The sequence below is a fragment of the Chryseobacterium gregarium DSM 19109 genome (assembly GCF_000430845.1).
Taxonomy (GTDB): Bacteria; Bacteroidota; Bacteroidia; order Flavobacteriales; family Weeksellaceae; genus Chryseobacterium; species Chryseobacterium gregarium.
In genome coordinates this window covers 421,843-444,683 of sequence record NZ_AUMU01000002.1, presented here as the reverse complement: position 1 = coordinate 444,683, position 22,841 = coordinate 421,843, and the positions used below count along the sequence as shown (strand labels likewise).

The window sequence follows — 22,841 nt, the reverse complement described above, 5'->3', positions numbered from 1 at the left end:
ATTAAAATTGATAATGGACCTGAGTTTATCAGTAAAGCATTAGACAGATGGGCTTATGAAAAGAAAATAGAACTGGAGTTCTCAAGACCGGGAAAACCTACTGATAATGCATTTATTGAGAGTTTTAACGGATCATTACGCGATGAGTGTCTTAATGTAAATTGGTTTCTCTCCTTAGAAGATGCACAGCAGAAGTTGGATGTCTGGAGAGAAGATTACAACAGCTACAGACCTCATAGTTCGTTAGGAAATTTAACACCAAATGAATTCATCATTAACAGTCAGAAAAATCAAATTTCTCTAATTTAGACTGTTCCATATATCGGGGGGAGGTCAGTAGGATATGATGTAAATCTTAGTCCTTAAATAAAAAAAAGAGAACCAATAATTTGGCTCTCTTTTAATTAAAATTCTCTAAAATTATATTTATATTCTTTTCCGTTTTTCTTTTTTAAAATTAATATTTTTTGAAATGGTTTCTTATATATACTATCACCTGCTTCAGCAATTACTTCAAAAATATTATTGTTATTTAAAGAGCTTGTAAGTGGGTAAAAAACATATTCATCATCTTTGAAAATAATTTTCACTCCTTTGGCATAATAATCTGTAGCTATAAGCTTATCATTTAAATTACTACTATTAAATTTTATAAAATTATCTGTGCCTTTTTTTTGCAAATGATTTCCACTGTAAAAATAAGATACTATAACAATAGTAAAAAAAACGATGAATAAAATATATTTTCTTTTTATCATTTCTTAGCTTTTATTCCAAAATCTTTTATCATGTATGTATTTGAGAATCCAGCTGCTGCATTTACAGGTACTGGTCCAGCTGGCGCACCAACACCGATATTCATTTGACCACTTATTAATTGATTTCCATCACTTAATTTTGTTAGACCAAATGTAACTGCTCCTTTGCCTGCAAAAGCCCCTCCAACAGAAACCCAATCTGTCGGCTCATCTCCTTTAGCGGAATTAGTAACTAACATACTTCGTGTAATGTTTGAAGCATCACCAGTATAATTTACATTACCTATATTAATAGTTGCTCCTGTACTATAACCACCACCAACAGATGGAGTTGTCGTAATAGCAGGCAAAAAACTAGCTTCAGGACCATGAACAACCCAATTCGCCTCCCAACTAGTTCCACCATCTCCACCAGCAATTCCAGAAAATCCACCGCCAACATTTACAAAATCTCCAGTAAACCCTCTTACAAGATCACTATCCCAAGTAATTCCACCAGCATCACCAGAAGCATTTACTATGGCTTCCCAAGGATTTCGGGAAGTTATTGTTCTTCCAAGAGAGGTAGTCGTAGCATAACCATTGGTTATTGTTTCTCCGTTTCTAGTAATACTTCCGTCACTGTTTAAGATATTATTATTGCCACCTTCAACTATGGAAATAGAACCTCCATTTGCCTTTTGAGTAAGATTGGTTTGACCAGCTCTTTCTGCACTACCATCATGCCATGCTATATTACCTGTTTGATCATCTTCGTACCAATCTTCTAATCTCCCATCTGGATCAATAAAACGTAAAGGATTATTATAAGCATAACGATATGGGGACCAGGCTCTATTTACTTCCGCAAGCGGATCTACAACACCCCAACGCCCTATATCTGGCATATAGAATCTCGCACCATAATCATACATGCCGCTTTCCGTTTGCAGTTCCTTTCCGTTGTACTTGTATTGGTAAGATGGGTTTCCTGCCAAAGGATTGTAGCCTTCATGCTTCAATCCGAACGGATAGTAATTATTTTCATCAAGAATTTCTGTGCTGCTGACCGTTATTGAAATAACTTAAGCGTACATTTCTTACTATAACCTAAATTTTATTACAAAGCAAATTGGTCATGTTTTTTTTTCCATGCTTCAATCCATCTTATCTATAAATGCAATCAGTAGTATTGCCTTAATATATTTATCATGTATTGGAATAAGTCTCTGATTTTGTCGAGTATGATAAATCAGTTAAAAATATAATTAATATTCTTTTCGAATATAAACCCAAGAAACTAGATTATCCAACTTATTAATAGGTTCTTTTGTAAATATACATAGCTCTTCCACTTCTTGAAAATCAATATCTGCACATATTTCTGCTGTTACCTCGCTTATATTCTCATAATCTTCTTCATTGGGTTCTCTATCCAGATAATAAATAACTTTAAGTCTTTTTTTTCCTTCATATCCTACTGCAATTGCTCTGATTTCAGGATATATCATACCCCATAAAGCTCTTTGTATGGATATTAACACTTCTCTTCTAAGTTCTATTTCTTTATTCATAATTTAAATTTTAAGGATTTGAAGGCACTATATGCGCTCCTGTTTTAGAATTATGTATAATTCCGTTTGTTGTTGGTACATTAACACCATCCTTTATAACCGTACCAATGTTTTTTCCAAAATCAACCTGTGTTTTAACATTATTAATTACTCTTGAAGATTTAATATTTCCCGAATGGAAAGCATCTAATAATGCTTGTGCATCTTCAACTAAGATACTTCTACCTATTGTATAATTATTATGTCCAACTATATGTTTTCCTTGCTTTCCAAGATTAATTAATTTATTTATTCCAGAAGCATTACCATGACTTGCCTGAATAAGCATTGCCATGAGCTGAATATTCCCAACAGCGTCCTGAGCTTTTTCATCTTGATAACTCATGTAAGTATCAAAGGTAACCCAGCCAGCTGAAGCTACGATATTGCTTCCACCCATTATAAAAGTACCCATTGCAAAAGCAAGGTTTCTTTCAAATTTTTCTGTTGCAAGAGCTGCCTTACTTCCTCTAATACCTGCGGCCAATCTATCTTCAGACGCATGATATGCATCCAGATTGTTAATTCCCATAAAGGAAAGGGAAGTATTTATCGGTTTTAACGGGGCTTGTACAACAACTTCTTCAATTAATTTACCCCCTTTAGGTCCATATATCCTTTTTGGATCAGGATCTTCTCCGATCATTCCTGTAGGATCATTAAATCCAATGGGATTTCCATTTACATATGCATATGGAGTATATTCAAATTGTAATTCACTCAACGGATCCACCACACCCCATCTTCCGATGTCCGGCATATAGAACCTTGCACCGTAATCGTACATTCCGCTTTCCGTTTGGAGTTCCTTGCTGTTGTATTTGTACTGGTACGAAGGGTTTCCTACCAAAGGATTGTAGCCTTCATGCTTTAATCCGAACGGATAGTAATTGTTTTCCTCAAGAACTTCTGTGCTGCTGCCATTTTTGAAATAACTTAAACGTACATTTCCCAGATGGTCAACATAGTTGTAAATATACTTATTTTTCACAAAATCATAATACCCTTCTGCGGTAGCCATAAACTGTAAATCCATAGGTAAGATTCCGTCCGGACTGATCGATAAATTCTGGTCAGTGCTGTATTGGAAACCATCCAGGTAATCCGTATACGTTACTGCTCCTGCAAGGGTATTCCCTATAAAATAATTGTGTATTTTGGAAAGTTTTACCCCATCTGCCCGATAAGTATAATTGGTGTTGACGTAATACATCTTCCCTCTCCGGGAAACATACTTGTTAAATTTCAGATAATCGGGAAGATTTAAAAAGTTGTATTTGATCTGAAGGATCCCCTTATCTTCATGGGAGGTCATGTTCCCGTTATTGTCGTAGGGAATGGCAATGCCGGAGGTGTCGGGATATCCGTCATACACCGTTGAAGCATCGGTAACAGATTTCAGCCTGTTTCCCTGCTGCTCATATACATACGTAAGATTATCGATCAAAAATGCCGGTGCGCCCTGCTGGGATTCCGCCGATCTTTTCAGATGGGAGATATTCCCGTTCAGGTCATAATCCGTTTTCTCGAAATACTCCTTGGCTGAAGGATTGGTATCCTTCTGGTAGAATCCTGCCGATAGCCTGTTGAGCCTGTCGTACACATAACCGTATCTTCTCAGGTGGTCTCCCTGGACGGTATTGGTTCTCCAGTCTACTTCGGCAATATTCCCGTTGTATCTTGGGAGCACTTTTAAGCCGGCATCCAGAGCATCGGGTGTTTCCAGCCCTTCCACCTGGTTGTATTTGATCTCATAGCCGAAGAGCTTCCCGCTCAGGTTCTTCGGGTCATTGATTTTGGTCATCCAGCCCCGGATGTTATACGCATAATCAATGCTCTGAAGCGGATTTGAAGCTACCGTTCCCCCTACTTTCTTATTACTCAGCTGGGAAAGCTCATTGTAGGTGTTTTGCGCTAAGATTTCAGGGGTATTGCTGTCTATCTGATGGGTATGGGTAAGCAGCCTGTTCTGGGAATCATAGGTAAAGTTTTCCGTGATGACTCTGTCCGTATCGGCAGCAAGCCTTTTATGCCGGGTAATGCTCTGCTGGACTGCCCCTGCAAAATCAAGTTTGGATTCTGTCTGGGTACGGCCTCCCAGGTGGTTGATGGAATGGGTGAAAACCACCCTTCCCATCGTGTCGTAATAGGGGTAGTTCTTCGTCCACCTGGTATCCTCGATGTTCCTTACATAGGAAGCCGTGGGAAGGCTGTTGGTCGAGGCATCGTTCTCTGCGCCCGTTGCCTGGCCCAAAGTATATTGTCCCAGGACCGTTGCCGGAATGGCCGGGGCTTCCGACGGGTAAGTGTCATAATAGTTAATCCCAAGCAATACCGTTCCGGTGGAAGGATACGCCAGGTTCCTGTAATATACATTCATGCCACTGATCACTACAGGATTCGGGACACGGTCTTCGTTATTCAGGGTATCGGCAGGCAGGCTGTTTAAATATGCCTGTACCGCCGTGCGCGATTCGGTACTGGGATAGAACCCGGTAAGCACGGTCCGGTTGTAACCGTCGTACTTGGTGAACAGCCAGCCCCTGGTGTTAAAGGTGTTGACAGCGGTTCTTAAGATCCCGTCCTGGCTCAGTACCAGGCGGTCCTGTTTATCATAGACCATCCATTCCCAGTCCTTGCCCGGAAGCTTTTTCTCTACCAGGCGGCTCCTTCCGTCGTAGCGGTACTGGTAACACAGCTCATTGAGAACAACATCCGTTATCGTATTGTTCTGGGCAATCTGCTGCACGGCTTTGGGAGAAAGCACATAGGCCAGCTGGTTGTAGTCGTTGTAGACGTAATAGGTGTCTACATTTTGACCGCCGTCATTCCTTCTGACCAGAAGCGTCTGCCCCTGGCCGCTCTTAAACTCCGTGACCGGGTTCCCATCTTCATCCGTTACGGTATTCTTATACAATGTAGCAGCCGGATAATAGCCGGAATTCTCTGTAGAAACCGACAGTGCGGAAACACCGGTGGACACGTTATTAACGGTACTGGGAGTGGTAACCGCCCTGAACTTCTTTACCTCGTTCCCCAAATTGGCATCATAGGAAAGCTTCTGGGTCTTCCCGGCGCTCATCTTCCAGGGCTCCCCCGGGGCAGCCTGCTGCAGGACCCGGTCCAGGGGTGAGTTCTCCACCTCTTTCTCAGAATAGGCATTGCTTACCCCGTAATAGGTATTGGCACTGCTTTCATTCACGATCCCGGTATGGATCATCGAGTTCTGGGTAGGGGCAGGGACCGGAAGGATATCCTTGACCTTCCTCCCGAACCCGTCATAGGTCACCGGGGTGACCAGGTCTTTCCCGGCAGGGGTGGATTTGACGCTGACAATCTGTTTGGCCCTTCCCAGGCCGTCGAAATAGGTAATGGCTTCAGAGACTTTCGTACAGTCGTCATTAAGGCAGGTTTTCGACTGCACATAGTTCTCCGTATTGGTCTGGGCATAGGACATGGATGCCAGGGCGATGGCCAGCACCGGAAGTGTCTTGGTTAGTATCTCGGTTCTCATGGTTATTATGGCTTATAGTTGTATTTATATTCAGCAGCCTTCTTATCGGTGTAAGCTCCCGCACTGTTTTTGCTTCTCACTCCCGTTTCCTTAAGCCTGTTCGCCGCATCATAGGCAAACACCTGGCGGATCCCGGATGGCGGGGTGATCGAGGTTACCCCGATCAGCGGGTCGTAGGTATACGTGGTTACTTTCATACCCGCCAGCTGGCTGTTTTTCCTGAAGCTGTTCAGGGCATCCAGAAGCAAACCTTCTTTGGCAGGGTCCGCCGCATCATTATCGGAAGCCGTGACAATGGCAGTCGGGGAAACCAGGGAAGTCAGCTGGTCATAGGTGATCCCTTCCACCTTGGCAATCGGTTGGGTCTTGTTGTAGCCCCAGACTATCGTTACCGGAATGCCATCCTTGGTCGTGTACTGAAGAATATTACCTTTTTCGTCGTACTTATCGTAAGAAGCTTCCGTGGACATTACCCCCGTCAGCTGGTCCGATGATTTTACGGATAACGGAAGGAGCAGGCTGCCGGCCTGAGGTGTAGGAACCGAGGCAGGATAAAGGGTTTCGGTTTTCCCTAAGGTTTTGGTCACCCCTTCTTTGGTCTGGGTCGTAGTGGTTTCCAAAGGAATGCCAATCATGTTCCGGTCAATCATCAGTTGGTTGCCTTTCTCGTGGGCGTAGCCGTAGTTGGTTTCGGTTACTGTGCCATCCGGCAGTTCTACCTTTTCTTTCGTCATCTGGTGATGGCTGGGATGCAGGCTTTTATATTCAGTTTTAGTAATAAGTTCTTTTCCGTTCAAATAGTCCTTTGTTTCTTTAGAATAATCGGGATCATCAAAGTTTTTGAATTTATAGTAAAAGAATTCTGCTCCTAAATAGACTTGGTTTGGCCCCGTCATCATATAAGTATAATCTTTAAGTTTGATTACCCTGTCGAAATCCATTCCATACACTAAGTGTAGATTTTTACCTGCAGTCATGACATCTTGATAATCATACAATTCTATCTGTTTATCTGCGTAATTAACAGATCTTGATTTACCATTCATTGGATGCTCATAACAGGGAACTGAAGCAGATTGCAAACCATCACCAATGCCATTATTAAAGAAACAAGAACCTGAAAAGCTTCCCCACATATACCTGTTGTCAAAACCATGTGAAATAGCATTGCGGTCATTGTTAATAGGATTTATTCTGAATTCTTTTGCCTCTGTATAAGAAATTAAAGATCCGTTTCCTGTTTGCATAGGAAACCTGCTTTGCGAAGCCATAAACGTTCTACCTGGTATTGCTTGAAGAAAATCCAGCTCAAATAAAGATAATCCGGTTTCAATACCTTCAGCTTTATAGTCATATTCTTTTATAACTGGATTTAGGGTATTTTCATAATTTTCAATCCTTTTGATCCTTAATCCTCCAAATGGGACTTCGGTACCATATGGGGTAATTTTAGCCAATGTGGTATCGATTACCTTATTTTTAAAGCTGATTGTAGCTTCATGCTGGTTATAATCAAAAACCTGAGTGTAAGGCAGTGCTTTTCCTGAGTATAATTCAACTTTTAATTTCAACCCATTAGTTAATTTATTTTTTGGGATTTCTAATGTTCTTGATACATCATTTCTCAGTAAGGACTTTGGGATAATAATTTCATTATTATTATCGATAACGGAATAATAAATAGAACAGCTATTGCTTAAGGGAAGTGATTCAGCCGGGTAAATACATTGGTTTGTAGTTGTAAATATTTCAACAGGCTGCATTCCTTTAGTTGTTGCTTCATTTGCTGAAATTGTTAGGGGATATTGATATACCTTATTAAGCATCGGCGTAGTATTCTCATTAGTTGAAAAAAGATGATCTTGAACAATAAACGGAATAATATCATGGGTTTTTTGTTGCAGTGAAGTATTGTAATCATGAAAAATACCTCTGTTGCTTTCAAAATGAAATTTGGTTTTTCCTCCGGTAGGATAAATGATCTCTTCTAAAGAACCTGCTTTTGTAAAAGCAGGCTTCACATCTCTGTTATTTTCTTCTGTCATTACCACATCAATACTTGGTGTCAGGCCAGGATTATTGTCCTGTCCGTTATAATATCCCCACCAGTCTCTTGCAAAAGACAAACGGTTGGGTAAAGCCAAGGTATTGTAATTAAATTGATAGGATACCGGCTTTTGAGTTTCAGAATTGAATATGATTTTCTTTAGCATCAATCTTTTAGAAATATCATTATCATTCTCAAATCTGTTGCAGGTATATTTTGGTGAAGATGACATGCTGGTCATGTAATCATAATCAAATGACACCCTGTTTATTAGGCCTGCTTTATTTTTTATTTCAATAGTGTTTAGTTTTTTACCATAAGTAGTGTAATCCAAACGCCCGTCTTTATTAAACAGAACCTCTCCAAAATCTCCCCATATTCTGCTTATATATAAATTTCTACCCTTAATTTTGGAATAATTGGTGTAAACTACATTTCTTCCGTCATCAGGGAAAGCAGTTTCATCAACTGCAACTGTTTTTGTTTGGTTAACGAGGTCGCAATCTTCGTACAAAACAGGATCATATTCGAAATTCAAAGTACGGTTATTGGGACTTATTATTTTTGATAAAGCCCAAGTGCTTCTGTATGTCTGATCTTTTACCGGTGTTTCAGTGCCTATTGAGGTTCCGCCAATCGTATAGGTATGTTGTGAGATTATTGTATTACCCATACTATATATATACTGAAACCCTTGGGGGCTGGTGATTTCCCAATTCCCGGAAGAGGTAACATAGTTAATCTTATAATCGGAGTCGGGAAATTGTACAATATGCCCAATCGGATGCTGTGTATCTCTTTCCTGATTAACCATAAAGGAAATACTTTTCCCGTCAGGAAGTGTTATTCTATAATCATCGGACTCTAAATCCAGTTGTCCCTCTCTGAATCGAGTACCTATAGTACTGCATTGTGGACAAACTGAAGGAATGTCAGTTAGACGAACATTAGGCCCAATGGTACTTTCCAAATTATAAACATTATCAACGGTATATTGAGTTTCATAAAAGAACCCTTGAGGAAGATCATCAGGAACTTGTCTTACATTTCTTACAAGAGTGGGAACGGATAAATTCCATCCCAAACCAACCCATGAAGATCGTTCTCCAACAGTTATACCTGTACCATTGTAAGATAATCGTACATCAAAATTAATATCTCCTTCCTTAATGCTGTAAACAGGAACCGAAATGTCAGGACTTCCGGTATATAGTGATACAGGAGTTTCAAAAGATTTTAAAATAGCATTTATTTCAGGAGGTTGCGGGGTTATATTTTGGATATGATCCATTTTCTGCCCGTAAATATTTAAAAATGCATTTGCGATAAGTACAGTTGTTATCTTTTTCATGTGTGTTTATTTTTTAATCAGTTTCGAGCTCGCGGATTTATTCGTATCGGTTTTTACACTGACCAGATAAGCTCCCTGCACCAATGCCTGGGTATTGATCTTCGTTACTTTGTTCTTAGTCTTCAGGCTCTGCAGCTGCCTTCCGCCCATATCATACAGCGTAATATCCGCTTCTTTAAAGTTAAACCCAATCTCCACATAGGCATAATCACTCACCGGGTTCGGGTAGATCTTAATATCCTGCTTTTCTATTAACTGGTCGATTTGTTTATCGCCAAGTTTTACGATCTTCCAGTTCTCTTTCCCCAGTTCCTCTGCGCTCGTTCCCGCCAGGATGATTGAACCATCTCTGTTGAGTTTAATATCTGACAATCTCTCTTCTCTTTTGCTGGATTCTCCCTTCACATGCTTCCGCCACTGCTCATTCCCGTTCTGGTCAAGGTACAGCATCCAGAACGTCTCATCATTACTCTCTATCCTGCCTTCAGCCTGCGTATACCCGCCTATCAGAATTCCCGTGGTAACATCTTGGCTCTTGGTTCTTGTATCTTGATTCTTATCTCTTGTATCCTGTCTCTTTGCCACCACACTCATCCCCATCAGCACATCCCGGTTCTTAAAGCTGTACGACTTCTGCCAGATCTCTTCGCCTTTTTCATCCAGAGAAATTAACCATAAGTCAGTTCCTTCTTCAATCCCAACCGTTTTATTACCCGACCGTTCCGATCTGGATTCCCCGCCGATCAGATAGCCGGTTGATGTTAAAGCTAAAGTCCGCAGATGGTCATCGCCGCTGCCGCCGAAGTTTTTCTCCCATTCTACCTTGCCGTCTTTACTGAGCTTAATGATCCAGTAATCGCCCTCGCCGTAGTTTTCGGTTTTCTTTGATCCGCCGGCACTGCTTCTTGAATAGATGCCCAGTAAAGCCCCGCCGTCTTGGGTCGGGACCATCTTTTCCACTTCATCGAGGCCTTTTCCGCCTAAGATGAGCTGCGAGATTTCTTTCCCGTTTTTATCCAGCCTTACAATCAAAACATCTTTGGAGCCGTACCCTTTTCCCGTTGCCTGAGCGGAGCCGAAGGCAACATTCCCGGCTACAAAGAACCCGAAATCTGTCGTCTGGATCACGGCTCTTGCCTCTTCATCCGAAGCGCCGCCGATGGTTTTCTGCCATAATTCATCCCCGAACTCATTGATCCGGATCAGCCAGAGGTCCGAGCCGCCTTTGGAATCTTCCTTTTTATCCAGGCCTTTTCCCGAATAGCTGGTACCAACGGCGAGAAACCCGCCCTCCTGGGTATTGACGGTGGCGGATAAGAAATCATGGTTCTTTCCGGAGAAGTATTTTTCCCAGACCTCTTCTCCCTGCGGGTTTAATTTTATCAAATGAAAATCGTAACCATTGTTCTGCTGCCCGTTGCCGGCTGCCGTTTTTTGGACTGACTGAATGGAGCTTCCGGTAATTAAATATTGCTGGTCAATGGTGGTGGTCACCTGCGAAAGGAAGTCCTGGGTAGAGGATTTGAGGTCCTTCTGCCAGACTATATCCTGGGCATACGTCCCCAGGACGGCACACACGGTAAGTGCACTCATGTAGAGTTTTTTCATGCTTGGTATAATTTGAGTAATTGTTGTTATTAATTTTTAAATCGCTGCAAAAGTATTGTTTTTAATTCACTATAAGGAAATGTAAAACGTCAATTTAATGTGAATAATATCAGCTGTAAATTTTACATTATTCTTATTTATTTTTCTGAAGCAAAGGTATATGTGCAATGCGACAGAACTCGTCGTGTTTTAACAAAGATAACATTTCAAAATAAGAAAGCAATTATTTATTGTTTAAAATCGATTAATTATTGTTTTTAAGAAGAAGCTTTTCTTGAAGTTTCCCGAGTCCTTATCATAAAGATGGAAACTTTTTGGGGATTTAAATAAAAAAACAGCACCATTAGAATCCTAATGGTGCTGCCTGTTTTATCTTATTGTTGATTTTAATACATCTGGTTTCAGCTCATTGCCTTTTCATCGGTGAAAAACTCAAACCCTTGTTTTTTACTGATCAGCTGTAACGGATACATTTTGGGTTGGTACTCTCCGTTTAACACTTCATTCAAAGCCTGCTTTTTATTCTCACCGAATGCCACCACCAGGATATTTTCGGCCTTATTGATGATCGGGGCCGTTAAAGTGATCCTGAACATTTCCTGAGGTTTCAGGTAATAGGCATCCACCCATTTTTCAGTTTCATCCAGAATACTTTCACCCGGAAACAGAGAGGCGGTGTGGCCGTCATCGCCCATTCCTAAAAGAATGAAATCGAAGACCCCTTCATCGCCCAGGACATTTCTGATCTCCTGCTCATATTCCTTGGCATACGCTTCCGGCTCAATGTCGTCTTTGTACATCGGGAAAATCTGGTCTTTATTGACCGGAACTTTGTTTAAAAGCGCTTCAAAAGTCATTTTCGCATTGCTTTTTTCATCATTCAGAGGAACCCAACGTTCGTCAACCCAAAAGAAATACACTTTATTCCATTCGATTTGTTCCGCGTATTCCTGAGTGGCCAGTAAATTAAAAATCGCTTTGGGGGACGAGCCTCCGCTGAGTGCCACCGTAAAACGGTGGTGTCTCTCAATCGATTTTTTTGATAATTCAACAAAATGGCCGGCTGCTTTTTTATATAAGGTATCTAAATCGTCAAATACGGTAATATTCATGTTCTTTTTATTTAAATTTAAAACATCTTAAACCCAGCTGTGGCCTTGCCTCTCAACCAGGGCAAAACTTTCTTCAGGGCCCCAGCTTCCCGCTTCATAATCGGGAAATGATGAATCTTTTCTGCCTTCCCAGGTTTCCTGGATGGTTTTCACCACATCCCAGGCTTCCTCTACCTGATCGGAACGCATAAACAGGGTAAGGTCACCCATCAGTGCATCCAGCAACAAGGTTTCGTAAGCTTCAGGGGTATCTTCCTGACAGGCGAAATTATCGAAGATCATCTCCACGGGCTTTAAGACCAGGGAAAGCCCCGGCTGTTTTGCCATAAACTGCAGCCTGATGTCCATCAGAGGCTGGATATTGATAATCAGCCTGTTGGCAGATAACTGCTGTGAGCTCTCGGAGAATGTGGAATGCGGAAGCGGCTTAAACTGGATGGTGATGTAAGAATGCTTTTCTTTCATTTTCTTTCCGGTACGCACGTAGAATGGAACATCCTGCCACCTTTCGTTGTCGAGATAGAATTTTACGGCCACAAAAGTTTCCGTATTTGAGTCCGGAGCGATGCCGTCTTCCTGGCGGTAGCCTTTGGCTTTAACGCCGTTGACGGTCCCTTTTCCGTACTGGCCCCTTACGGCATAATGGTCCACTTTATCGGAAGAAATCCGGCGGATGGATTTCAGGACATCTACCTTACGGTCCCTGATTTCCCCTGATTCTATGGAAGCCGGCGGTTCCATGGCCACCATGCAGAGGATCTGCAGCAGGTGGTTCTGGATCATGTCACGGAGTGCCCCGGTCTGTTCGTAAAAACTTCCCCTCGTTTCCACCCCCACTTCTTCAGCTACCGTAATCTGCACGGATTCGATATGCTTACAGTCCCACAACGGTTCGAAAATTGAATTCCCAAACCTGAATGCCAGTATGTTCTGTACCGTTTCCTTCCCCAGATAATGGTCGATCCGGTAAATCTGCTCTTCTTCAAAAGTCTCGGCCAGCAGGCTGTTGAGCTCTATCGCCGACTGTTTATCGTGCCCGAAAGGTTTTTCGATGATGATCCTGTCCTTTTCGGAATCGGAAGCTAACGAAGTATTTTTGATATGGTTGGATATCGTAGAAACAAAATCGGGACCGATGGATAAGTAAAACAACCGGTTCCCTCTTTTTCCGTAGACCCCGTCAAATTTTTCTAATTTCTGGTATAAGTCCTGATAAGAACTTTCTTCATCCAGCTGATGCCGGAAATAGGTGATATGGGCCTGGAATCCCGCCCAATCTTCCGAACTTACTTTCTTCCTGGAGAACTGTTCGAGGTTTTTCCGGATGTAATTCTTAAAATATTCATCGCTGTTGTCTGCTCTTCCCAAGGCCAGAATATTGAAGCCTTTCGGCATTCTGCCGTCGATGTACAAATTGTAAAACGCCGGAAAAAGTTTTCTTTTGGCCAGATCCCCTGTTGCGCCAAAAATAATGACGGTCGTTGGCTGCAGGACTTTATTTTCACTCATTTTTTGCGGATATTAAATGGTTGCAGTTTGCCAAAGGGTATGGAAAACCCCTTCCCGGTCGGTTCTCTGATAGGTATGGGCTCCGAAATAATCACGCTGGGCCTGTATTAAATTGACCGGCAGGGATTCTGTAGTATAGGTATCAAAATAGCCTAAAGCAGTCTGGATCCCCAAGCTTGAAATTCCGTTTGAAACGGCAAATGCCGCAGTTTTTCTTAAGGAGGAAATTTTATCCTTAACGATTTCGGAAATATCCTGATTGAGTAAAATATTAGATAGATCCGGATTTTCTGAATAGGCGGCATAAAATTTCTTCAATAAGGCAGAACGGATGATACATCCCCCTCTCCATATCTTCACCACATCTTTTAATGGAGTTTCAAAACGGTATTCTTCAGAAGCCTTCACCAGTAAAGCGAGGCCCTGGGCATAGCTGATCAATGTCGCCAGATACAGCGCCTCCCCTACTTCTTTGATGAACAGCTCCGTATTTTCAGGGCTTGCAATTTCGTTTTTGGCGTATAACCGGGAAGCTTGGCTTCTCTCTTCTTTATAAGCGGATAAGATTCTTGAGGTCACCGCCGTATCAATGGTCGGGATCGAAACGCCGATTTCCATGGCCTGCTCGGAAGTCCATTTTCCGGTGCCTTTGGCGCCGGCTTTGTCTAAAATCCGGTCAACAAGATAACCGTCTTCCAGATCATCTTTTTGTCTGAAAATATCCCTGGTGATCTCGATCAGGTAAGAATTCATCTCACCGCTGTTCCATTGCCTGAACACTTCGTATAATTGCTCGTTATTCAGGTTGGCCCCTTTTCGCAGAAGGTCGTACGCTTCACTGATCAGCTGCATAATCGCATATTCAATTCCGTTGTGAACCATCTTCACATAGTTCCCGGCAGCCCCGTTGCCCATATAGGCCGTGCAGGCTTCCCCATTCACTTTTGCAGCAATGGCTTCCAGCATCGGCTGGATTAATTTAAAGGCTTCCAGATCGCCCCCGGGCATAATGCTCGGCCCTCTTCTGGCTCCCTCTGAACCTCCGGAAACCCCGATTCCCATAAAATGGAGATCTTTTTCCTTCAGATCAGCCACCCGCCTCTCGGTATCCTTGAAATAGGAATTCCCTGCATCAATCACGATATCACCGGGACTTAAAAGAGGGGTAAGGCTGTCCAGAACCGCATCCACAGGAACGCCGGCAGGCACCATCAGGATAATTTTCTTGGGGCTTTCCAGTGCAGCTACAAAATCCTGTACCGTCGCCGTACTGATGACTTTCGTTGCAGGGGTCATGCCTTCCTGTAATTCTCTTATTTTTACCGCGTCAAGGTCAAATCCTGCTATTGAAAAGCCGTTATCGGCAATGTTGTAAAGGAGGTTCCGCCCCATAACACCGAGGCCGATCATTCCGAAATTATATCCTTCCATTGTACTGATATTATATGAATTCTGTTATCAGCCCATAAATTTACGGAAATGCCGATGATGAAAAAAATAAAAGAATATAAGAAATCCGGAAATCCTTGTAAACCATTAAAGGGCAACTGAATACAGCCGTTATTTTTTAAGGGGTTTTCTGAAGGGATGTATGATAAGTGACACCGATGGGCTTTAAAAATTCTGATTGCTGCCGCGGAAAACAGAGATGATGATTCTGTGCCGCCTAGAGGTTTTGAGTAAACCCCTCTCTTAAGTAGTGTGCTGAACTCTGTGGCCGGATAATCCTTTGACAAAACAGCCGCAGCCTGAACAGAGTCTGGAAAAAAATCATACCGGGAAGCTGAATACGCCTGCCGTTCCCGATACATTTTTTCTTTTATTTGATTCATAAAAATTCAGGCTGATAAAAATTATATCATTCTGAATTCAGATGATGGCCGGTTCAGAATGATTTTAACTGCTCATCATAATATACAATCGCATCATCAATCACAGAGGTTATTCTCGGGAAATTTTTATACCGTTCCCCGAAAACTTCAAGTCCGGTAAATTCCGTAGAGATATTGCTGGAGAAGGTACTGGTCAGGTTAATCGTTCTCAGCACCTGGCTTACCTGAATCAGGGTGTTGATTTTATTGTCAATGGATAACTGCGGTGTCAGCTGCTTTCTCAGATCCTTGAGTTCATCCAGCTGCTCTTTGGTTACCTTTTTTTTCTTCTTTCCCATGAAGTAAAATTACATGTTTTCAGAGCCGGATTTTTTTATTTAATGTTAACAAATTGTTACGGGAAGGAATAATGGCCAGGTAACCCACCAAACCGTTTTGAAAAAACCGGTGAACGACCCGGATCATTGACCTGAATGGGGTGCAGTGCATTGATGACAGCCGGAAAATAGGTAACCAGCTGACATTCTGTTATTTTTACCATCTTCAGGACACTCATGAATACCCCACTTCCTTTTCATTCCGCACCGTTATCAGTGCAGGCGGGTTTCCGGGCCTGAAGAAAACGGAACGGGTCAGGAATGCTGTTTGGGGAATTGCCACGAAGTTGGTGTTACCGGGTTTGGTCTCCTTAAACATTTTGGGGTGGCCTTGGCTGTTCTGTCCGGGAAGGTTTCCCGGCTTTTCAATGCCGGTGAATAAAGAAAAACATCAACAATATAAAGGAAGGTTACGCCGTTTTGGAATTCGTAATAGTTTTAAGGAATTGATGAATTTATTTCAATCAAAATAAAACGGCATGCACCTAAAACCGGCATCGCCGCCATCATCGGTGAAAAATGGTTTTGGAAAATAATTTTACATAAACTCATGGCCGGGGCTAAGATTCCCTGGAAAAACCAATAAATAAATAAAAAAAAGAGCAGATAAGAAATTATCTGCTCTTGATATAACCTATAGGGTTGTTAACCTCAATTACGCTATTTTAACGTTAACGGCGTTAACCCCTTTGTTTCCATTTTGTAAATCGAATGTTACGACATCGTTTTCACGGATCTCATCCACTAAACCTGAAGAGTGTACGAAAACATCCTGTCCACCTGTTGATGGAGTAATAAAACCAAATCCTTTGGCATCGTTAAAGAATTTTACTGTTCCTTGTTGCATTGTATATGTATTAAAAAATTATTGTATTCTGTTTGTTAAAGGATTCCATATCCCGGTGTCCTGATTCGCATCAAAACGATAATAAATTTTTGAGAGAAAAATATGGATGTTTGGAATTTAAGAGTGAAAATCGAACGTCTTAAAGAAAGTGCATCTAAAAATTAATGACAAAATTGAGCGTCTGTGGGGCAATACATGAAAATGAGCTTCATATTTACCCAGGCAGCAGCCTTATTATTCTACAAATATAAGCATAATAATCGGATGATGCAAATTAATATCTTATTTCATCAAATATATCGAACGGCATCCCATTCATCCACTGCAAAGCTGATTGCTGCCATTCCGTTGAATCCTCCTCATTACGAATGCGAAAGGGCTGAAATCCGGAATCACCCTGCCTTGGGTATTTGACAACCTTTTTAATCTGACCGGCACCCCTTCATCCGGGCCTCTCACAAAAAATCCCCATCCTTCCGGATGGAGATCAGACTACATCAGTAGATAACATGTTACATCGGGGTTAGGGCGCCGGGGTATGCCCTGTGGAAAGCCGGCGCCTGTTAAGCGTTGTTGAAGTACACTCCGAACCGGATTTTCTTGCCGGCATCCTCATCCGGCAGCGTACTGTCCGCCATTAGGCCCGTCCTGCCTGCAAGCGCTTCTGAGATTCCGGACATGGCTGAAACTTTATGGCAACAGGCCGCATGGGTCTGTCTGCTGCCGGGAGGGTCCTGCCACGCCGGATAGATCCCCTTTCCGGGCTGTGGGGCTGCGGCGATGCTCTTCAGCGGCCGGGGAAATCCGGTGCCCCGTCTGGACTTCACCGGCCGGAGCAGCGGGCGGCACCTGGCCTGCTCCGGATGAAGTCCTGTCCAGGCCGTTTGGTGCCCGCTGCCGTTCCTGCTTTTCCTGAAAATCTGCCGGGGTCCTTTTTGTGATTGGTGCCATGGGGTTGCTTTTTTGGGTTAACGGAACAAAGGTATCACCGGTTTTTGAATTGGCCATGGCCTGAACAGGTTTTGGCAGCTTGTGTCCGGTTTTGGCAGGTTTTGGCAGGTTTTGGCAGCCTGTGACCGGTCATATCCGGCATTTCTTCGGGTCCGCTTCGGGTCTTCTTCGGGTCGGCTTCGGAAAACAGGGGTTTTTCCGAAGAACTGTCGAAGAGCACCCGAACAAGTGTCGAAGAACACCCGTAAAACCGGGCCTTTTCGACAATTTATTGATAAATCGTCAGTTTTTTGTGTATTTGTTTGAATATTTCGCAAATGGATGATGTCCTTTTTTTTGGATAAATCGGCAGAAATTTTTACTGCATGAATGTTTGATGTTTATAAAATTTGAAATTGCGGGCCGCTGGTGGTGAGATGTCCATAAAAACGGCACCATTTGCCTCATCTGCGAAAGATTAAAAACTTGTGTTCGCTTACTATGGTTCAATTTTGCTTTTTTTATTCGTTCTTTTGCTTCTGTCCAGTCTAATTTTTTATGAATCAGCGAACCCTTGCGGGTTTGCCTTGATGCAAAAGAACCAAAAAGATCAAGACTTAAAACTTTTACGCTATAAATTGAGCCTGCGCTGGAAAAGTTTAAAATTGACTCCCGTTGGTCGTCTAACCACTCCGTTAGGTTTGCGCGGATTGGATATTGGTTTTTTAATTCAGTATTTCAGCCGCGCTTCGGACAGAAAACTTTTTTTCTGTGGCCTATCCTTTTCAATTTGCTTAACGCTAAAAGTTTTTAGGCCGTTTTTTACTCGCGGTCGGTGTTGTTATTCTGTATGCATCATCATTTTATAAACGCATTTTTCATTGTTTTGCGTTTTCATTAAACTTTCTTTAGACCATGCGCTTTCCCGGGTCGCCAAACTTTTGGGAAAGTTTTTTATTTTTTCTTTTACCTTGATGTAAAAGAACCAAAAGATCAAGACTTAAAACTTTCTTAACGCTACAAATTGAGCCAACGCTGAAAAGTTTAAACTTGCGCGGATTGGCTATTGGGTTTTTTAATTCAATACTCTAGCCGCGCTTCAAACATAAAACTTTTCTTGGTGGCCCCCTACTTTCAATTTGCTTAACGCTAAAAGTTTTTAGGTCGTTTTTTACTCACAGTCGGTGTTGTTATACTATGTTCATTATTGTTTTGGGATTTCATTAAACTTTCTTTAAACCATGCGCTTTCCCTGTGATCGCCAAACTTTTGGTAAAGGGCTTTTTTATTTTTATGTTTATTCGTTCATTTGTCTTGATACAAAACGAACCAAAAAATCAAGACTTAAAACTTTTACGCTACAAATTGAGCCAAGGCTGAAAAGTTTAAACTTGCGTGGATTGGATATTGGTTTTTTAATTCAGTATTGTAGCCGCGCTTCGGACAGGAAACTTTTGGCTCATTATTGCTTATTTTTTATTGGTTTCGCCGAACCATAAATGGTTTCTTGGTTGCCCCCTACTTTCAAATTGCTTAACGCTAAAAGTTTAATAGTCTATTGGAGGCTAAACCATTCAATCGCGTCGATCGATAAACTACAGACGGCAGTTCGAGTAAAAATTATTTGAAAAATAATTTTGTATAGAGAACCGGTGATCGATTACGCTCCAGACTTCTAGGTCATTATTGGCTTGTAGTCGATGCTGTTATGCTGTGTTCATCATTATTTTGGGATTTTCATTAAACTTTCTTTAAACCATGCGCTTTCCCTGTGATCGCCAAACTTTTGGGAAAGTTTTTTATTTGTTCTTTTACCTTGATGCAAAAGAACCAAAAGATCAAGACTTAAAACTTTTACGCTACAAATTGAGCCAACGCTTGAAAAGTTTAAACTTGCGCGGATTGGCTATTGGGTTTTTAATTCAATACTGCAGCCGCGCTTCGGACATAAAACTTTTTTTCTGTGGCCTACCCTTTCAATTTGCTTAACGCTAAAAGTTTTTAGGTCATTTTTTACTCGCAGTCGGTGTTGTTATGCTGTGTTCATCATTATTTTGGGATTTTCATTAAACTTTCTTTAAACCATGCGCTTTCCCGGGTCGCCAAACTTTTGGTAAAGGGCTTTTTTATTTTTATGTTTATTCCTTCATTTTGGATTGATCCAAAACGAACCAGAAGATCAAGACTTAAAACTTTTACGCTACAAATTGAGCCAAGGCTGAAAAGTTTAAAATTGACTCCCGTTGGTCGTCTAACCACTGCGTTAGGTTTGCGCGGATGGAGTATTTGTCTTTCAGTTCAATCTTGTGGCCGCGCTTCGGACAGAAAACTTTTTTTCTGTGGCCTATCCTTTTCAATTTGCTTAACGCTAAAAGTTTAAGGTCGTGGTGTGGTTAACAGTTAGAATGGTCAGTTCCATAAAGAAATACTCTCATATTGTTTATAGGTTTTATTAAACTTTTTTAAACTATGCTCTTCCCGGGTCGCCAAACTTTAGGGACAAGGCTTTTTTTATTTTTATATTTATTGAGTTCTTTTGCCTTGATGCAAAAGAACCAAAAGATCAAGACTTAAAACTTTCTTAACGCTACAAATTGAGCCAACGCTGAAAAGTTTAAAACTTGCGCGGATTGGCTATTGGTTTTTTTAATTCAATACTCTAGCCGCGCTTCAAACATAAAACTTTTCTTGGTGGCCCACTCTTTCAATTTGCTTAACGCTAAAAGTTTAAGGTCATGGGTGTTTTCAGTGACGAAAGTCGTTAACCCAAATGCAGGTTTTTAATTCATTTTTGGCAGTTTTGTTATACTGAATACTATTCTTTAAGATGTGGCGGGTGCGGGGGCCTGAGCATGGTGCTTATGGGTTCTTCTTTCGAGGATGAGCTGGGCGGCATCGAGCATTTTGTTCAGGTGGATGAACGGGGTGACGGTATCGCCTTCGGGGGCATTGCAGAAGGTGCCGAGGGAGAAATACACCGCCTCCGCCAGGAAATGGTCAAAGTCCCTGATGCTGAATCTGCCGAACGCTTTCCGGAACACCAGGAACGGATCCCGGTATTCGTCCTCCGAAAGGGAACCCAGCACCGGAGGCGGCACCGGTGCTGCCGGAGGATGGAGTGCCCATTTCTTTGTTTTGGACTGCAGGCCGTAGCCGGCGCGGACAAACGACCGGAGCGACAGGTAAAAGTGGAAGACCACGGACGGGTTGTCTTTCATCAGGACTTCCCGGTTCCGGGCGTACGCCATCATGTCATAGAGCCTGTTTTTGGCGGCTGCCGGTTCATGGAACTGGAAAAAGGTGTCCATCAGGCTGAGGGCAGAATGTTTCCTGCGGTCTGTCCAGCCTCCGGATTCAAAATCTCTGTTTTTCTTTTTCATAGCAAGATGTTTTTGGGTTAAGGGCCTGCCGGCATTGCGGTTCCGGCCGGGCAGGCTGCAAGCGGGCGGCCGTCTTCAGACGGCTGCGCCTGCAGGGTTTTCATGGTTTGATGATGGTACGGCATGCTCCTCCCCCGCTCTTTCTGCGCAGCGTTGGCTTTTGCAGGAAGGGCTTTAGATTTAGCGGGCCGGTTAATTTCTAACGGCCAAAGTTTGTCGTTTTGATGATTGAGCCTGTTGAAGCCCCGCAATAGGTTGTACACCCTATCGTTCAATGTCATTCTGAATGCAGCGCAGCGAAATACATTACAGGATCTCCGGCGGCATCCATATTTCAAAAAGCAGGCTTAGAAGGGTTGCAGAATACCGGACGGCATGAAAATAAAACGGCATGGATTCTACAATATCTGAATCAGAGGTACTGGTATACCGTGCACACAGATAAGAGAACCCACGCCTAGGTCGTGAGCTTCCGCTTATCTTCTCGTGTGCTAAAAATTACCAGTTTTCTGATACGAGATTCTAAGCAATAGCTTCTATTGTTCGTTGAAGTATCGCAAAATTACTTTAATCAGTAATCTTTTCCAAATATAGATAAAAATCACAATGTAAACCAAATGGATTACAATTATTTTTTCTAAATATTTTAAAATTGCTTCATGAGCAAACTTACCAAATATGATATTGAGCTTAGAAATAAAATAACTCAAAGGTTAATAAATCTTAGAGAATCCACCGGATTAAGCCAAAGTGAGTTTGCTAAACTTCATGATATAGACCGACAACAGGTCAACAGATGGGAAAGTTTTGAAAGTGAGCGTGGTGTTACAATCTATACCATCAATAGGTTTTGTACACTTTTAAAAATTACATTGCAAGAATTTTTTAATGACTCTTTATTTAAATAATACTGACGAGAGTTGGGATTTTCCCTTATTTGATTAGAAAAGAGATAATTTACTTTTAATCATTATAGTTATATAAATACAATATAATATCAGCGATCTCAGCTTTTAAGAATTGCAGTGCCTATTATATATTCATTACAGTCTACGTCAAGTAATTCATCCTAAAAAGTGAAGTCGGAATAAGGACAGTATTAGCAAAAAGAAAATCTTAAAATATAATCTATTAATCCCAGACGTTTCATTTTGAAAGATCATCACCCGAAATATTTAGTTTAGACTGTCATAAATAAACCCTTAATTTTACCCACGCACACACTTTTTCAACCATGGGACACCCTTTAGATTTTAAACTCCTTCAGCCTGATGAATCGATACAGGATTTTGTCTGTTGTTTTTCGTCGCTGCGGAACTTCTCCAACCGGCACCAGGCCGTGGTGGTCCCCAACGGAAGGATTGATCTGATTTTTTCAAAAACCAAAGATAACAGAATACGGGTTGCATTGCTGGGGCTGGAAACCCAGCCTAAATACCCTGACCAGGAAGTCTCGGATTTCTGTTCGGTCAGTTTCAATCCGCTGGCCATCGAATACCTCTTCGGCTTTCCGGTGGCGGATCTCCTTAACAGCGGAAAACTGATGCCGGATGATTTCTGGGGGTTCACAATAGAAGACCTGGATCATTTTGAGGTATTTTGTGAGAAGATGACCGGGAAAATCAGTTCCCTTCTGCCTGAAGAAGTGGATGTGCGTAAACAGAGATTGTTTGAACTGGTTTTTGCTTCGGACGGCGAAATTCCCATTGCCGAGCTCTCCGAAAAGATTTCGTGGAGCCCGCGCCAGGTCAACCGGTATTTTACCCGGCAGTTCGGGCTCCCGCTGAAGGCTTACTGTAAAATCCTCCGCTTCCAGGCTTCGCTGGCCCACATCAAAGACGGCACCCTGTACCCCCAGCTTAATTTTACCGACCAGTCCCACTTCATCAAAGAGGTGAAGCGGCTCTCAGGGGTTTCGCCGAAAGAGCTGCACCAAAATAAGAATGACCGTTTTTTACAATTTTTAGTCTACGGCCCAAAATAA

At 42.1% G+C, this 22,841-nt stretch carries 16 protein-coding genes; 3 read left to right on the top strand and 13 right to left on the bottom strand.

The genetic code is table 11. The annotated features are described in order from the left end of the window. The coding region (locus tag H561_RS22030) for an integrase core domain-containing protein (RefSeq protein WP_034761341.1) at positions 1-309 on the top strand (309 nt) is incomplete at its 5' end. Positions 310-404: 95 nt separating this feature from the next. On the opposite strand, the gene H561_RS0104950 is transcribed toward H561_RS22030, so the two are convergent. The 13 genes from H561_RS0104950 to H561_RS0104855 form a co-directional block, all read right to left on the bottom strand. Next, positions 405-758, bottom strand: coding sequence for a hypothetical protein (locus tag H561_RS0104950; protein ID WP_027386007.1), 354 nt, complete (start codon positions 756-758; stop codon positions 405-407). Continuing rightward, entirely contained in the window at positions 755-1,759 is a 1,005-nt protein-coding gene (locus H561_RS24470; RefSeq protein WP_394330839.1) for an RHS repeat-associated core domain-containing protein, read from the bottom strand. Before H561_RS24470 ends, H561_RS0104950 begins: the two co-directional genes overlap by 4 nt. Before the next feature lie 246 nt (positions 1,760-2,005). Beyond that, the gene (locus H561_RS0104940; protein ID WP_034761338.1) at positions 2,006-2,311 is read right to left on the bottom strand and encodes a hypothetical protein; all 306 of its coding nucleotides are present in this window, start codon (positions 2,309-2,311) and stop codon (positions 2,006-2,008) included. Between the two features lie 10 nt (positions 2,312-2,321). Continuing rightward, positions 2,322-5,864, bottom strand: a complete 3,543-nt coding sequence (locus tag H561_RS22025; RefSeq protein WP_051349304.1) for a DUF6443 domain-containing protein — start codon at positions 5,862-5,864, stop codon at positions 2,322-2,324. A 5-nt stretch (positions 5,865-5,869) separates the two neighbouring features. Further along, complete coding sequence (locus H561_RS0104930; protein ID WP_027386004.1) at positions 5,870-9,262, bottom strand: hypothetical protein; 3,393 nt, start codon at positions 9,260-9,262, stop codon at positions 5,870-5,872. Between the two features lie 6 nt (positions 9,263-9,268). Next, positions 9,269-10,870: a T9SS type A sorting domain-containing protein gene (locus H561_RS0104925; protein WP_027386003.1), complete on the bottom strand. Its 1,602-nt coding sequence runs from the start codon at positions 10,868-10,870 to the stop codon at positions 9,269-9,271. A 401-nt stretch (positions 10,871-11,271) separates the two neighbouring features. After that, the gene (gene pgl / locus H561_RS0104920) at positions 11,272-11,982 is read right to left on the bottom strand and encodes a 6-phosphogluconolactonase (protein ID WP_027386002.1); all 711 of its coding nucleotides are present in this window, start codon (positions 11,980-11,982) and stop codon (positions 11,272-11,274) included. A 27-nt stretch (positions 11,983-12,009) separates the two neighbouring features. Beyond that, positions 12,010-13,491: a glucose-6-phosphate dehydrogenase gene (gene zwf / locus H561_RS0104915; RefSeq protein ID WP_027386001.1), complete on the bottom strand. Its 1,482-nt coding sequence runs from the start codon at positions 13,489-13,491 to the stop codon at positions 12,010-12,012. 12 nt (positions 13,492-13,503) lie between these two features. After that, positions 13,504-14,922, bottom strand: coding sequence for an NADP-dependent phosphogluconate dehydrogenase (gene gndA / locus H561_RS0104910; RefSeq protein WP_027386000.1), 1,419 nt, complete (start codon positions 14,920-14,922; stop codon positions 13,504-13,506). A gap of 454 nt (positions 14,923-15,376) precedes the next feature. After that, entirely contained in the window at positions 15,377-15,661 is a 285-nt protein-coding gene (locus H561_RS0104900) for a hypothetical protein (RefSeq protein ID WP_027385998.1), read from the bottom strand. 694 nt (positions 15,662-16,355) lie between these two features. Continuing rightward, positions 16,356-16,547 carry a cold-shock protein gene (locus H561_RS0104885; protein ID WP_027385996.1) on the bottom strand — a complete coding sequence of 64 codons (192 nt, stop codon included), beginning with the start codon at positions 16,545-16,547 and terminating at the stop codon, positions 16,356-16,358. A gap of 3,752 nt (positions 16,548-20,299) precedes the next feature. After that, positions 20,300-20,857, bottom strand: coding sequence for a hypothetical protein (locus H561_RS22020; RefSeq protein ID WP_051349303.1), 558 nt, complete (start codon positions 20,855-20,857; stop codon positions 20,300-20,302). A 17-nt stretch (positions 20,858-20,874) separates the two neighbouring features. Further along, entirely contained in the window at positions 20,875-21,138 is a 264-nt protein-coding gene (locus H561_RS0104855) for a hypothetical protein (protein WP_155845740.1), read from the bottom strand. Between the two features lie 378 nt (positions 21,139-21,516). On the opposite strand from H561_RS0104855, the gene H561_RS0104845 reads away from it, so the two are divergent. Together H561_RS0104845 and H561_RS0104840 are read left to right on the top strand one after the other, a co-directional pair. Continuing rightward, positions 21,517-21,765, top strand: coding sequence for a helix-turn-helix domain-containing protein (locus H561_RS0104845; RefSeq protein ID WP_027385992.1), 249 nt, complete (start codon positions 21,517-21,519; stop codon positions 21,763-21,765). 326 nt (positions 21,766-22,091) lie between these two features. Then, a complete protein-coding gene (locus H561_RS0104840) occupies positions 22,092-22,841 on the top strand; it encodes a helix-turn-helix domain-containing protein (protein ID WP_027385991.1) in 750 nt (249 codons plus the stop codon).